Consider the following 12760-nt stretch of genomic DNA (forward strand, 5'->3'; position numbering starts at 1 on the left):
CGACGCAGGAGGGCAGTGACGAGATGCCAGTACCGAACGTGGATCCGCACCGACGCGACCCGGCCGAAATCGACCCCACCGCCAGTTACCGGCCCACCGACCCGGTCTGGGTCTACCGGTCCGGCACCTGGCGGGCCGGCGTGGTCGAGGCCGCCTCGGCGCTCGCCGCGACGGTCACCTACCGGCCCAACAGCGCCCGGGGGACCGGCGTGGATACCCTGACCGCGCCGTACATGATCCGGCGGGTCGAGCCGGATCCGCTGCTCGACGGCGAACCGGCCGGTCGGCGCTAGCCTGACCGGTAGCAGTCGCTACCTCGTCGGCCGCGCCGCACCGGCCGGCGACCTCATCGGTCACGCCGGCCCAGTGCGGCACCGAGCCCGGCAACCACTCCGGTGCCGAGGGCCGAGCCGAGCAACACCAGCACGGCGCCGATCACCCAGAGACCGTCGCTGTTCGGAGAGGTGGCGGCGTCCACCGAGAAGGCGGCGGTGAGCACCACCGGCACCACGGTGCCGGCGAGCCACGGTCGGCCCCGGCGGCCGGCCTCGAAGACGAGCAGGGCCAGCACCACGCCGAGGCCGATGACCTGCCATGCCTGGTATGGGCCGGTCTCCGCGCCCGTCACCGGATCGGTCTCCTTCTGCTGGTCCCAGCCGAGGAACGCCCAGTAGGCGAGCGCGGTGAGGCCGGCGAGGCCGGCGAACCAGAGGGGGGTCTGCCGGGTCCGGGTCGACTGCGCTGCGGTCATGGACCCGACTCTGCCGCATCCCGTCGGGCGGCGCCCGAGTACCCCTACTCAGCTCCGTCGCCCAGCCATGCCGGATCCGGCGCCGGCTCAGCCCTTGAGTCCGGAGGTGGCCACGCCCTGCACCAGGAAGCGCTGGAAGAACAGGAAGAAGAGGATGACCGGCACCAGCGCCAGCATCGACATCGCCATCAGCGCCCCGTAGTCGGAGAGGGTGGTCTGGTCGATGTAGAGCTGCAGCGCGAGCGGCAGCGGATACTTCTGCGGGCTGCTGACGTAGATCAGCGGGCCGAAGAAGTCGTTCCAGGTCCAGATGAACGTGAAGATGGCCGTGGTGACGAGGGCGGGCCGGGACAGCGGCAGGACGATGTGCCAGAAGGTCGCCCAGTGGCCCGCGCCGTCGATCCGGGCCGACTCGTCCAGCTCGGCCGGCAGGGTGCGCATGAACTGCACCATCAGGAAGACGAAGAACGCCTCCCCGGCGAGAAACTTGCCGACCAGCAGCGGCAGGTAGGTGTCGACCAGGCCGAGCCGCTGGAAGACCGCGTACTGCGGGATGATCAGGACGTGGAACGGTAGCAGCAGTGTCGAGATCATCAGCACGAACATGATCCGCCGGCCCCGGAAGCGCAGCCGGGCGAAGGCGTAGCCGGCCAGGGCGGACGAGGCGACCGTGCCGGCCACCGAGAGCCCGGCGAGGATGGCCGAGTTCCAGAAGAAGCGCAGCACGCTGATCCCGGCGAGCCCGTCGGCCGCACGTCGGTAGTTCGCCACGGTCGGCTCGGTCGGCAGCAGGTGCAGGCTGCCGAGGATGGACCCGGACGGCTTGAAGGAGGCCGCGACCAGCCAGCCGATCGGATAGAGCAGCACGGCCAGGACCGCCAGCGCGCCGAGGTGCCACGCCAGGCTGCCCCAGCGGCCCCGCCGCCGGCGGCGGGCTGCGGCTCGTCCGGCCTCCGTCCGCTCCGGCGTTTCGGTCCGGCGTACGTCGGTCGTGGTCATCGGTGATCTCCGGCGTAGTGCACCCAGCTCCGGGTGGTCCGGAACAGGAACGCGGTCACCAGCCCGACACCGAGCAGCAGCATCCAGGCCAGCGCCGAGGCGTACCCCATCTGGAAGTCGGTGAAGCCGCGGTCGTAGAGATAGACGGTGTAGAAGAGCGTGGAGCCGGCCGGGGAGCCGTTGCGACCGCCGATGACGTACGCGGAGGTGAAGATCTGGAACGAGTTGATGGTCTCCAGGAGCAGGTTGAAGAAGAGCACCGGCGAGATCATCGGGATGGTGACGGACCAGAAGCGGCGCCACGCCCCGGCCCCGTCCACCTGGGCCGCCTCGTAGAGCTCCGCCGGCACCTGTTTCAGTCCGGCCAGGAAGATCACCATCGGGGCGCCGAACTGCCAGGCGGCGAGGAGCACCAGCATCAGCAGCGAGAAGTCGGGATTGCCCAGCCAGCCGCCGACCTCGACGCCGACCGCGCGGAGCAACCGGTCCACCACCGCGTCGTCGCTGAAGAGCGCCCGCCAGACGATCGCCACGCTGACGCTGGCACCGATCAGCGACGGCCCGTAGAAGGCCGCCCGGTAGAATCCCTGGCCACGGCGGCGCTGGTGCAGCAGCAGGGCCACCGCGAGCGCGGCGGCCAGCTTGACCGGTACGGCGATCAGCACGTAGCCGCCGGTGACCCGCACCGACTGGAGCCAGCGCGGGTCGTCGAACATCTGCCGGTAGTTCTCCAGCCCCACCCACTCCGGCGCGGTGAAGAGGTTGTAGTCGGTGAACGAGAGGTAGAGCGAGGCGGCCATCGGCCCGATGGTCAGCAGTAGCATGCCGAGGATCCACGGCGACAGGAAGAGATAGCCGGCGGGTGCGTCGCCGGAGCGCCGGGGGCGGCGGCCCGGCCCGGCGCCGGTCGGGCGGGAGCGCGGCTCCGGGCCCGCCGGCCCGCTCCGGCGTACGGCTGTCCGGCTGGTCGTCATGCCTTGCTGCTGCTCCTCCGGAGTAGCTGCCGGTGCGGGTTGGTCAGGACCCGAGCTTCTGTTCCGCGTCGGCGAAGAACTGGTCCACCGCCTGGTCGACGGAGATCCGGCCGTAGTGGAGTTCCTCGCTGATCCGGATGAAGGTCGCCTCCACGCCGCCGGCGCCCTTCGGCGGTGCCGGCGGAGCCTTGGTCAACTGGTCGGCGATGCTCTGCTCGTAGGCGGCGACCTCGGCCAGCGGACCCTCGAGTTGCGCGGCGGCGCGCTGGGCGTTGGTTGCCGGCAGGCCCCGGTTGGCGCCGAAGATCCGACCCGCCTCCGGGTCGTTGATCAGGAACGAGATGAGTTTCGCCGCCTCCTCGGGATGCTCCGTCCGGCTCGACGTGCTGAGCAGCATGGCGGGCTTGAGGTACTGGCCGAGCTGCCCCGGGTTGTCGGTCGGCACCGGGGCGAGCTTCAACGGGGTCTTGACCTCTGCCGCGTACCGGACAAGGAAGTTGTCCCAGCCGAGTTCGGAGGCGATCAGGTCGTCGGCGAAGCCGGACCGGGGCTTGATCTGCACCGCCTTGTCGACCGGCAGCACCACGTCGGCCCTGATCAGCTCCTGGCCCTCCGCCCAGAAGGCGTGCAGCTGCTCCCTGGTGAAGCCGAGCCTGCCGTCCGGGGTGAAGAGCTGCCCGCCCTGCTGGCGCAGCCGTACCTCCAGGTTGTAGATGATGCCGGTGTAGTTGCCGCCGCCGTAGCTGTCGGTCGCCTCGGTGATCCTGGCCATGCTGTTCCGGTAGTCCTGCCAGGACCAGCCGGCGGCCGGGGTCGGTACGCCGGCCTTGGCGAAGATCGCCGGGTTGTAGTACATGCTCCAGGTGTTTCCGCCGACCGGTACGCCGTACAGCGCGCCGTCGACCTCGCCCGCGCCCTGGAAGCCGGGAAGCAGGTCGTCGAGGACCAGGTTCTCCCCGGTCTGTTTCTTCAGGTCGTAGAGGACACCCCGGTCGGCGTACTCGCGCAGGTAGGAGAAGTCCATCTGGAGGACGTCCGGGGCGTTGCCGCCGGCCGTCTCGGTCGCCATCTTCTGCCAGTACGCCTCGTACTCCTGGAAGCTCGGCGTGACCGTGACGTCCGGGTGCTTCGACTCGAAGAGCGCGATCGCCTGTTTCATCAGGTCGGCCCGTTCGGCATTGCCCCACCAGGAGTACCGGAGGGTGGCCGGGCCGGACTCGGAGTCGTCGCCGCAGCCGGCGAGCAGTATGCCGAGGCAGGTGAGCACGGTGGTGCCGGCGACAAGCGCCCTGAAACGTTTCATCATGGTTTACGAAACCCCCCGGGGCCAGCGCGCCCTTACGCGATCGGAGTGAGCGGTTGGTGGTTGCGAGAAGCTTGTCGAGTACGTTAAGAGTTTGATCTATATTCGTCAATGGGTGACCTAAAACGTTACAAGACGTCGATCGATGTTCGGATCGGGTCGGCAGGCCACCGCGGGTCGGCACTCCGGCCACCCGGTCGGCGCGCTCGGCGGCAATCACCATCTCTCACCCCTAACGGGTGTTACGGTCAAAACCGGCGGCGTTGAACGGGATCACGCCGGATCTGGAAGGCCGCAGATGCCCAGCCAAGATGTCGCCGGGAGCGTCGGCTCGATGAGCCGGCCGACCGGTCAGCACTCCGGCCCCACCGGCCTCGCCTCCCTGTCCGACCTGGTCAGGTATCGGGCCGCGGTGCGGGACCTGCGGGACGAGGCGGCCTCCGGCGCCGACGATCTGCCCCGGCTGGAGCGGACCCTGACCGACCGGCTCACCGGCCCCGACTTCGCGACGGTGCTCGGTGCCCTGCCCGGCGGTGCCGTCGACGCCGCCTCGCGGCTCGGGCGGGAGATCCGCGACTACCGGCGGAAGAGCCGTGACAGCGCCCGGAACCTCTCCGGGCTGATCCGGATCTACCTGCTCTCCCGGATCGACATCATGTGGTGGGGGCACCTGCCGGGCTACTCGACCGACGCCGAACTGCACGGTTCGGCGGAGCTGGTCGACCTCGACTCGCTCCGGCGTACCGACCTGCTGCGGTTCCGCTGCCCCCGCCCCGCCGGTCACCTGTTGCACAGGGCCACCCGGGCAGCGGTGCGGAGCGCACCGGTGGCGGGTGGCGGGGCCCCGAGTACCCGTGCCCGGCCCGAGGTGGTGGCCCTGCTGAACCAGCTCGCCGCCGACCTCGCCCGGCGGCGGCCCGGGCCGACGTCGGCACTGCGGGTGACCAGCCTCGCCCGCAGCCTCGAACACCAGCACCGGCTCCGGGCGCTCGGATACGCCGCGATGCTGCCCAGCGGGCACTGCCTCGGTTACGCGATGGACCTCGAGATGTCCTGGCTGCGCCGGTTCGACGCGCCTGGGATGCTCGCCGCCCTGCTCCGCGAGCGGCAGGGCTGGGGCGACGTGAACGTGATCGACGAGGGCCAGCGCTGGCACGTCTGCGTCAGTCCGCGCGCCGCCAGCCGGCTGCGCCGTGACTTCCTGACCGCACTGGGAGGCTGAGTGGCATGTCCGGCATCGTCCTTGTCCTCGGTTCCGGCGCCGACCGCCGCACGTTCCACCGGATGATGGCGGAGCTCACTCCGCGCGGCGACCTGGCGGAGACCCGGCTCGGCCCCGACCTGCTCGCCGGCGTACAGCGGCTGCGGGTCGTCGACCGGGAGCGCGCGGTGCAGCCGTGGTGCTCCGCCGACGGGCGCTGGCTGCTCTGCTACAACGGCGAGATCTTCAACCACCGGGAACTCGCCGCCGAACTCGACCGGCTCGGCCGGCCGCTGCGCACCGAGAGCGACACCGAGGTGGTGCTGGAGGCCTTCCTGGCCTGGGGACCGGAGGCGGTCACCCGGCTACGGGGCGAGTTCGCCTTCGTCGTCGTCGACACCTTCACCGACCGGCTCTACCTCGCCCGCGACCCGCTCGGGGTGCGGCCGCTCTACTGGTCGCGCCACCTGCGCCGGCTGCACATCGCGTCCGAGGTCAAGGCATTGGTGCCGGTCGGTGCGCCGATCACGGAGCTGCCACCCGGGCAGCACGGCTGGGCCGACGCCAGCACGGGTCCGGACCTGGTGCCGTACCTGGACCTGGCCCGGCTCGGCAGCGGGCAGGTGCCCGTCCGCGACCCCGACGAGGCGGCGACGCTGGTCCGCGAGGCGCTCCGGGACAGCATCCGGGTCCGGGTCGACACCGACCTCAGCGTCGGGGTACTACTCTCCGGCGGACTGGCCAGCGCGCTCACCCTGCTGCACGTGCGGGAGCTGCACCACGACTGCGTGGCGTTCACCATCGGCACCCCGGAGAGCGAGGACACGAGGTACGCCCGCCGGCTCGCCGCCGACCTCGGGATCCACCACGAGGTGATCGAGGTGCAGCCCCGGGACGTCCGGCTCGACGACGTCCGGGCGGCCATCCGGATCTCCGAACTCACCGAGTATGCCGACCTGATCGACGCGGTGGTCTCGGTGCCGCTCTTCCGGCGGGTCCGTGATCTCGGGATCCGGGTCGTGCTCACCGGTGACGGCGCCGACGACCTCTTCGGCGGCGGGCCGGAGTCGGCGCAGGTCGGCCGGGAGGCCGCCGACCGGCTCTTCCGGCACCGGCTCCGCAACCTGTACCGGACCAGCCTCCAGCGGTTGGACCGGACCGGCCTGGGCCACGGGGTGGAGGCTCGACTGCCGTTCCTGGACCTCGCCCTCGTCGAGCTGGCGATGCGGTTGCCGGCCGGGCTGAAGCTGCGGGGCGACCGGCGGAGCTGGATCCTCCGGCACGCCCACGCCGACCACCTGCCGGAGTACGTCCGGGACCGGCCGAGGAAGCCGATGGCCCGGGCGTCCGGGCTGGGCGAGGCGGTGCGGGCGTACCGGGCGCTCTTCGCCCGCCAGTACCGGGCGTTCGGTTACGAGTCGCTCGCACCGGTGCGGCGGGACTTCGACACGGTACTGGTGCGCTGCGGTCACGACCTGGACCGCGCCGTCGCCAGCGGTGCGGCCCGGCCCGATGTCCTCGAACACGCCCGCGACCTGGCCGGGATGGCGAGATGGACGGTGGGCCCCGCGCTGCGCCGCCTGACCGGTGCCGGCCGCCGGCACTGACCCTCCCGCCGTCCGGTCGGTCCGTCTGCCGTCCGGTCGGTTCGTCTGCCGTCCGGTCGGGCCGTCCGGTCGACTCGTCCGCAGTCAGCCGGGCGTCGGGTCGCCCGCCGGCCCCGGGGCCGACCCGACCGGCAGGCCCGCCGCCCGGTACGCCCCGGCCAGCCGGCGTACCCCTTCGGTCAGCGTCTCCGGATCGCACATCGAGTACGACAGCCGTAGGTAGCGGTGCCCGGTGTCGGTCACGAAGAACTGCCGGCCGGGTACGTAGCAGACACCGGCGGCCTCCGCGTGTGGCAGGAGTTCCGTGCCGGCGTACGGGTGTGGCAGCCGCAGCCAGAGAAACCAGCCGCCGTCCGGCACGGCGAACCGTGCCTGGGGCAGCTCGTCGCGTACCGCGGCCACCAGGGCGTCGCGCTGCCGGCGGTAGCGGCTCCGGATCGCCTCGACGTGCCGCCGGTACCAGCCGAGCGCCGCGAACTCGGCCAGGGTCAACGCGTTGGCATGGTTGACCCCGCCGCCGCTGTCCACACAGCCCCGCGCGGCCACCGCCGCGACGACCGGCGGGGCGGCCGTGATCCAGCCGAGCCGCACCCCGGGCGCGACGCTCTTGGCGAACGATCCGATCCGGACCGCCGTACCGGGCTCCGCGCCGCTGAAGAGCGAGGCCGGCGCCGGAGCCGGATAGGCCAGTTCCCGGTAGGTGTCGTCCTCCACCACCGGTACGCCGGCCCTGGCGGCCACCGCCAGCAGCGCGGCCCGGCGCCCGGCGGGCAGGGAGCGCCCGGTCGGGTTGTTGAACGTCGGCACCAGGTAGAGCATCGCCACCCGACGCCCCTTCCGGGTGATGCGGGCGAGCAGCTCGGCGGTGGCGTCCGGATCGATCCCCTCCTCGTCGGCGGGGGCCGCGACGGTGTCGACCCGGTGGTCGGCGATGATCCGCAGCGCGAGATGGTAGGTGGGAGAGTCGACCAGTACGACGTCGCCCGGCCGGCAGAGGACGGCGGCGACCAGGTCGAGCGCGTGCGACGCGCCCGCGGTGACGAAGACCTGACCGGGTTCGGGCGCCGCGCCGTCCACCTCGCCCAGCCGCTCGCACAGCCACTCGATCAGCGGCCCCGGCCCGGTGGTGTGGCCGTAGGTCAGTGCGGCACCGCCGTAGCGGCGTAGTGCCGAATGGCTCGCGTCCGTCCAGGCCTCGACGGGGAGGGCTGCCGGATGCGGGTGGCCCCAGCCGAGATCGATGGTCCCGGCCCGGCTCCGGAACTGCACGATCGGCAGTCCGGACGGGCGGGGTACGACCATGCGCCCCACGATAGTCACGCTCCGGCCCCTGCACGACGCTCCGTCGCCCCTGGCCGGCCCGGCCCGCTGACGCTCTCCGTCCGCACGGCGGCGTGAACGAACCCACTCCGGGGTGGTCCGCGAGCCGGCGCCGCTGTGCGAGGGTGCGCCGTGATAGACACTGCGTTACGCTTTCGTCTCTGTCCGCCTACTGAGGAGCGTCGTCGCTACATGGTCGTGCTGCCAGCGGTCCAGCGCGTGCCGGCCGGGATCCGGCCGCGAGCCACCGGGCCGCGAGTCGCCCGGCTGCTGGCCAGACTGGTCCTCATCGGTGGCGGTGCGCTGGTCGGTTACCTCCTGCTCGCGACGCTGGACGGCCCGGCGCTCGCCGACCGCAATACCATACCGGCGGGTCGGCCACCGCTCGGCTCGTTGCCGGGGTCGGGTGTGTCGGAGTTGTCCGAAGTGGTCGCTGGTCACGTTCAGTTGACTCAAAAAGCGACACCGGCGGCTCGGGAAGCGACACCGGCGGTCCGGAAAGCGACGCCGGAGCGGCAGCGGGCGACGTCCGGTCCGGCACGTGCCGGCGCGGCGGACAGCTCCGGGCGTGTCCGTACGGCGGATCACTCCGAGCGTGCCCGTGTCTTGGATCGTCCCGAGCGTGCCCGTGCGGTGGATCGTCCCGAGCGTGCCCGTGCGGTGGATCGTCCCGGGCGCGCCCCGGTGCAGGCCGGTTCCGGAGGCGCCGGTTCCTCGCGCCCGGTAGGGGACCGTCCGGCGGCCGGGTCCGGGTCCGGGCAGGGCGCCTTCGCGCCGGCACCGCACCGGGGCGGACCACCAGGCCCGGTCGGCACCGTGCCGGCGGTGGTGGGCACTGCGGCGGCGGTGGTAGGAGCCGCGCCGGCGGTCGTCGGAGCGGTCCCCGTGGTCGTCGGGACCGTCCCACCGCTGGTCGAAGGGGTGCCGGGTCTGGTGAGGACCGTGCCGGACGTCGTCGGCGACGTCGCAGAGGTCGCCGACGCACCGCACGGCGAGGAGCCCTCGCTGCGAATGTTCGTGCCGCCGCCGGTCGTGGCGGCCGTCATCCCCGCCGCCACGGGTCCACCGATGGCGCCGACGCCGGCCCTGGGCCAGGACGCGGCAGCACCGTTCCTCTCCGCCGAACCGCCAGCCGGGTTCTTCGCGCCGTCAGCGCAGTCGTTCCCATCGGATGCGGGTGGCCCCGCGGGCGGTGCTCGGGCTGCGGCACGCGCGACCCTCCGGAGCGAGCCGTCGGGGCCGACCTCCGTCCCCTACCCGCCCTTCGACACCGGAGCCGGCACCAACCGGGCCGGTCCGGCGGCGTCCGGCGGTGGACAGGCCGTCGCACTGCCGGTCACGGTCAGCTGGCAGCCGCCCACACGAGTCCCGTCGCTCGCCCCGTACGAGGACGTCGCCCCTGCGGGCCGGACGCCCGGCGTACCAGCGTTGCCTGGCTGACCGGCTCCGGCGACCGCATCTGACGGTCGCACTCCGTCACCACCGTGGTGGGCCCTTCCCGGCCGGCCCGGTGGAACCTCACGTCGGCACATGCGGGCCCACCGTACCCGTCGAGGTACCCGGGCCTGGCCGGCGTGCCGTAGCCAGTCGTGCTCGTGATCGGAACCGGACGGCGGCCCCGTCCGGATGCCGAGGCTGTCGCTGACTTGTGTACCGAGATCGGAGTGACCTCGTGATCCGCATTGTGATCGTGGAGGAGATGGGTTTGTTACGGGGAGCGTTGCGAGCTGTGTTGTCGAGTGAGGAGGACCTGGACGTGGTGGCGGACCTCCACGACCCCGGAGAGCTGGTGGCGGTCTCCCGGCGACGACGTCCGGACGTCGTCGTGGTCGACATGGAGCTACCCGGTGCCGACATGCTGGACGTGGTGACGCGGTTGGGTGTGGAGGCGCCGGACAGCGCCGTCCTGGCGTTGAGCACGCAGCTCACGCCGGAGGCGCTGCAACGGGCGATCCGGGCCGGTGCCCGGGGCTTCGTCGACAAGAACCTGCCACCTGCGGAACTGGCCCGCCTGGTCCGCGCCGTGGCGTTCGGCGAGCGGGTCTTCGACCCGGGGGCCGCCGTCGCCGCGCTGAAGCCATCGGACAGCCCGCTCACCAGACGGGAGCTGGAGGTGCTCAGGGTCGCCGCCGAGGGTCTGCCGCTGAAGGAGATCGCCCGCCGGCTCTTCCTGGCGCACGGAACGGTGCGTAACCACCTCTCGGCGATCATGCGCAAGACCGGGACGCGCAACCGGCTGGAGGCGGTCCGGCAGGCCCAGCAGGCGGGATGGATCTGAGGACCGTCCCGGGCCCGCGCTCCCGCAGCCCGCGGCCGATATTGTCCGGCGGCCGGGTGCGGGAGAGGCCGGCGCGCGACCCGCGCCGGCCGTCCGGTCGCTCCAACGGGCGTACTCGACGTGCCCATGTTTGAATGTTCACGCGGGGTGATCTAGTGATGACATGTAGCAGGGGGGAACGTGATTCGAACGCTGCTCGCGCTGAACGGTGCCCTCATCCGCGGGGCCCTGGCCTTCGTACTCACCACCCAGAAGGACATCGAGGTCGTCGCGGAGGTCGACCGGGCCGAGGACATCGGTGCGGCGCTGCGGATGCAGCGCCCGGACGTGGCCGTCACGGACATCAAGCTCTTCGGGGCGGCGGCGCTCTCCGGGGGGATCGCGCCGTCCGAACCGCCGCCGGTCCTGGTGCTGGTCGATCCGCGTCGGCCCCGGATGCTCGGAAACGCGCTGCGTGCCCGCTGCCAGCGCCTCGGGTTCCTCGGCAGTGACGTCGCCCCGGAACGGGTGGTCGACGCGGTACGCCGGCTCGCCTGCGGGGGCTCCGTGGTCGACGCGGATCTGGTGGCTGCGGCGCTCAGCAGGGAGAACCCGCTCACCGAGCGGGAGGTGGAGGTGTTGGAGATCGCCGCCGAGGGATGGCCGGTGGTGGAGATCGCCAGCAAGCTGTCGTTGTCCGCCGGCACCGTGCGCAACCACCTCTCCCGGATCGCCGGCAAGACCGGCGCCCGTACGCGGATCGAGGCGATCCGGATCGCCCGGGAGAGGGGTTGGATCTGACGGGCGGATCACAGCACCGGCACGCCGGTGCGGCTGCTGAACCGGCGGGCGTCGGCGGCGTCGTTGACCAGCGGTTCACCCTTGAGGTTGAGGCTCGTGTTGAGCAGTACCGGGCAGCCGGTCCTCCGCTCGTACTCGCCGAGCAGGTCGTACAGGCCCGGATGTTGCCGCCGGGTCACGGTCTGTACCCGGGACGTCCCGTCCACGTGGACGACGCCGGGGAACGCCCGCGGATCCCGGCACCTGGCGGTGAACTGCATGTACGGCGACGCCTTTACCGGCATGTCGAAGTAGCGTTCGGCGACCTCCTGCCGGACCACCGGGGCGAAGGGACGGAACGGCTCCCGTCCCTTCACCCGGTTGACCCGGTCCCGGCTCTCCGGGCCGCGGGGATCGGCCAGCAGCGAGCGGTTGCCCAGCGCCCGGGGACCGAACTCGGCGCGCCCCCGCGCCACCCCGACCACCGCCCCGGCGGCCAGCGCCTCGGCCAGCCCGGCGACCGGATAGTCGCCCTCGATCAGGGTGCCCAGGTACGGCCCGGTCCAGTTGAGCTGGTGACCGAGGACGGCAGCCGCCGCGCCGAGGCTCGACCCGGCGTCGCCCGGGTTCGGCAGCAGGGTTATCCGGTCGAATCCGCTGCGGCGGGCCAAGAGTTCGTTGGCGACGCAGTTGAGGCCCAACCCGCCCATCACGGTCAGGGTGGCGGCGTCGACCCGGCCACGCAGCCAGCGGGCCGCACCGAGCAGGATCTCCTCGGTCACCACCTGGATGCTTGCGGCCAGGTCCGCCGGATCGGCCCGGGGCTGCCAGTCGCCGATGCCCCGGTGCACGTTGCGGCGGAGCCGGAAGGTGGGCGGGGTGGGTTCGATCAGGTCGGCCCTGATCTGCGCGACGTACCGAGGGCGGCCGAGGGCGGCCAGCCCCATCACGATGAACTCCTCCTCGTTCGGCTTGAATCCGCAGCGCCGGGTGAAGGCACTGTAGAGCAGCCCGAGGCTGTGCGGGTAGCGGCAGCGGGCGAAGACCCGGTAGTCCCCGTCCCGGAACTCGCCCAGGGTCAGCGTCTCGAACTCGCCGATCGCGTCGGCGGTGAGGACGGCGGTGTGCCGCTCGCCGCTGGTGAAGTGCCCGGCGGCGGCGTGCGAGTGGTGGTGGCCGACGTACCGGATCGGCACGCCGCGCAGCTCCGGCAGGCCCAGGCGGGCCAGGTGGCGGTGGGGTAGGTCGGAGGTCGCCACGGCATGCCGGAACTGGCCGGCCCGGATGTGTCGCAACTTCTTCCGTAGCGGGCGCTCGTACCAGGCGATCAGGTCCGGGCGGCCGAAGGCGAGCGCCTCGGCAAGCAGGCCGGGGGAGAGGTCGGGGTCGTTCTTCCGGCGTGAGTAGCGTTCCGCGTGGCCGGCGAAGAGAATCTCGTCGCCCCGCACCACGCACGCCGACGCGTCGTGCGACAGCGCGCTGAGGCCGAGGACGTGCGTGGCTTGCATCGAGGCGACTCTATATGGCGTCGGTCGTGGCGGAAACGCCGGAAACGCCGTCCGGTGGCG

At 72.1% G+C, this 12760-nt stretch carries 12 protein-coding genes; 6 read left to right on the plus strand and 6 right to left on the minus strand.

Features of this window, described 5'->3' with window-relative positions:
• The first annotated feature begins 23 nt into the window (after nucleotides 1–23).
• Nucleotides 24–293: a hypothetical protein gene (locus tag ACN28C_RS20970; RefSeq protein WP_421493170.1), complete on the plus strand. Its 270-nt coding sequence runs from the start codon at nucleotides 24–26 to the stop codon at nucleotides 291–293.
• Between the two features lie 53 nt (nucleotides 294–346).
• On the opposite strand, the gene ACN28C_RS20975 is transcribed toward ACN28C_RS20970, so the two are convergent.
• The 4 genes from ACN28C_RS20975 to ACN28C_RS20990 all read right to left on the minus strand — a co-directional run bounded on the left by ACN28C_RS20975 (nucleotide 347) and on the right by ACN28C_RS20990 (nucleotide 4030).
• Nucleotides 347–751, minus strand: coding sequence for a hypothetical protein (locus tag ACN28C_RS20975; protein ID WP_422769239.1), 405 nt, complete (start codon nucleotides 749–751; stop codon nucleotides 347–349).
• Between the two features lie 87 nt (nucleotides 752–838).
• A complete protein-coding gene (locus ACN28C_RS20980) occupies nucleotides 839–1750 on the minus strand; it encodes a carbohydrate ABC transporter permease (RefSeq protein ID WP_422769240.1) in 912 nt (303 codons plus the stop codon).
• A complete protein-coding gene (locus tag ACN28C_RS20985) occupies nucleotides 1747–2724 on the minus strand; it encodes a carbohydrate ABC transporter permease (RefSeq protein WP_422769241.1) in 978 nt (325 codons plus the stop codon). The genes ACN28C_RS20980 and ACN28C_RS20985 overlap by 4 nt, the downstream gene beginning before the upstream one ends.
• Nucleotides 2725–2767: 43 nt before the next feature.
• Nucleotides 2768–4030 carry an ABC transporter substrate-binding protein gene (locus tag ACN28C_RS20990; RefSeq protein WP_422769242.1) on the minus strand — a complete coding sequence of 421 codons (1263 nt, stop codon included), beginning with the start codon at nucleotides 4028–4030 and terminating at the stop codon, nucleotides 2768–2770.
• Between the two features lie 295 nt (nucleotides 4031–4325).
• Between ACN28C_RS20990 and ACN28C_RS20995 the strand changes: the two genes are divergently transcribed.
• Together ACN28C_RS20995 and ACN28C_RS21000 are read left to right on the plus strand one after the other, a co-directional pair.
• On the plus strand, nucleotides 4326–5249 hold the full coding sequence (locus ACN28C_RS20995; protein WP_422769243.1) for a hypothetical protein: 924 nt from the start codon (nucleotides 4326–4328) through the stop codon (nucleotides 5247–5249).
• Between the two features lie 5 nt (nucleotides 5250–5254).
• The gene (locus tag ACN28C_RS21000) at nucleotides 5255–6835 is read left to right on the plus strand and encodes an asparagine synthetase B family protein (protein WP_422769244.1); all 1581 of its coding nucleotides are present in this window, start codon (nucleotides 5255–5257) and stop codon (nucleotides 6833–6835) included.
• An 84-nt stretch (nucleotides 6836–6919) separates the two neighbouring features.
• Here ACN28C_RS21000 and ACN28C_RS21005 read toward each other — a convergent pair whose 3' ends face one another.
• On the minus strand, nucleotides 6920–8137 hold the full coding sequence (locus tag ACN28C_RS21005; protein WP_422769245.1) for a PLP-dependent aminotransferase family protein: 1218 nt from the start codon (nucleotides 8135–8137) through the stop codon (nucleotides 6920–6922).
• An 843-nt stretch (nucleotides 8138–8980) separates the two neighbouring features.
• On the opposite strand from ACN28C_RS21005, the gene ACN28C_RS21010 reads away from it, so the two are divergent.
• From ACN28C_RS21010 to ACN28C_RS21020, 3 genes are all read left to right on the plus strand, one after another.
• Nucleotides 8981–9595 (plus strand): hypothetical protein, encoded by a 615-nt coding sequence (locus ACN28C_RS21010; RefSeq protein WP_422769246.1) that lies wholly within the window; start codon nucleotides 8981–8983, stop codon nucleotides 9593–9595.
• A gap of 250 nt (nucleotides 9596–9845) precedes the next feature.
• The gene (locus tag ACN28C_RS21015) at nucleotides 9846–10433 is read left to right on the plus strand and encodes a LuxR C-terminal-related transcriptional regulator (RefSeq protein WP_422774750.1); all 588 of its coding nucleotides are present in this window, start codon (nucleotides 9846–9848) and stop codon (nucleotides 10431–10433) included.
• Between the two features lie 180 nt (nucleotides 10434–10613).
• Nucleotides 10614–11213 carry a response regulator transcription factor gene (locus ACN28C_RS21020; protein WP_422769247.1) on the plus strand — a complete coding sequence of 200 codons (600 nt, stop codon included), beginning with the start codon at nucleotides 10614–10616 and terminating at the stop codon, nucleotides 11211–11213.
• 8 nt (nucleotides 11214–11221) lie between these two features.
• Here the strand turns inward: ACN28C_RS21020 and ACN28C_RS21025 are convergent, their stop codons facing one another.
• The gene (locus ACN28C_RS21025; protein WP_422769248.1) at nucleotides 11222–12700 is read right to left on the minus strand and encodes a carbamoyltransferase C-terminal domain-containing protein; all 1479 of its coding nucleotides are present in this window, start codon (nucleotides 12698–12700) and stop codon (nucleotides 11222–11224) included.
• Between the last annotated feature and the right edge of the window lie 60 nt (nucleotides 12701–12760).

It is taken from the genome of Plantactinospora sp. WMMC1484 (assembly GCF_049315195.1).
Taxonomy (GTDB): domain Bacteria; phylum Actinomycetota; class Actinomycetes; order Mycobacteriales; family Micromonosporaceae; genus Plantactinospora.

Bases quoted from the DNA above. Each gene is read 5' to 3' on its own strand.
- ACN28C_RS20970 (WP_421493170.1), top strand. From the start codon at position 24: ATGCCAGTACCGAACGTGGATCCGCACCGACGCGACCCGGCCGAAATC.
- ACN28C_RS20975 (WP_422769239.1), bottom strand. From the start codon at position 751: ATGACCGCAGCGCAGTCGACCCGGACCCGGCAGACCCCCCTCTGGTTC.
- ACN28C_RS20980 (WP_422769240.1), bottom strand. From the start codon at position 1,750: ATGACCACGACCGACGTACGCCGGACCGAAACGCCGGAGCGGACGGAG.
- ACN28C_RS20985 (WP_422769241.1), bottom strand. From the start codon at position 2,724: ATGACGACCAGCCGGACAGCCGTACGCCGGAGCGGGCCGGCGGGCCCG.
- ACN28C_RS20990 (WP_422769242.1), bottom strand. From the start codon at position 4,030: ATGATGAAACGTTTCAGGGCGCTTGTCGCCGGCACCACCGTGCTCACC.
- ACN28C_RS20995 (WP_422769243.1), top strand. From the start codon at position 4,326: ATGCCCAGCCAAGATGTCGCCGGGAGCGTCGGCTCGATGAGCCGGCCG.
- ACN28C_RS21000 (WP_422769244.1), top strand. From the start codon at position 5,255: ATGTCCGGCATCGTCCTTGTCCTCGGTTCCGGCGCCGACCGCCGCACG.
- ACN28C_RS21005 (WP_422769245.1), bottom strand. From the start codon at position 8,137: ATGGTCGTACCCCGCCCGTCCGGACTGCCGATCGTGCAGTTCCGGAGC.
- ACN28C_RS21025 (WP_422769248.1), bottom strand. From the start codon at position 12,700: ATGCAAGCCACGCACGTCCTCGGCCTCAGCGCGCTGTCGCACGACGCG.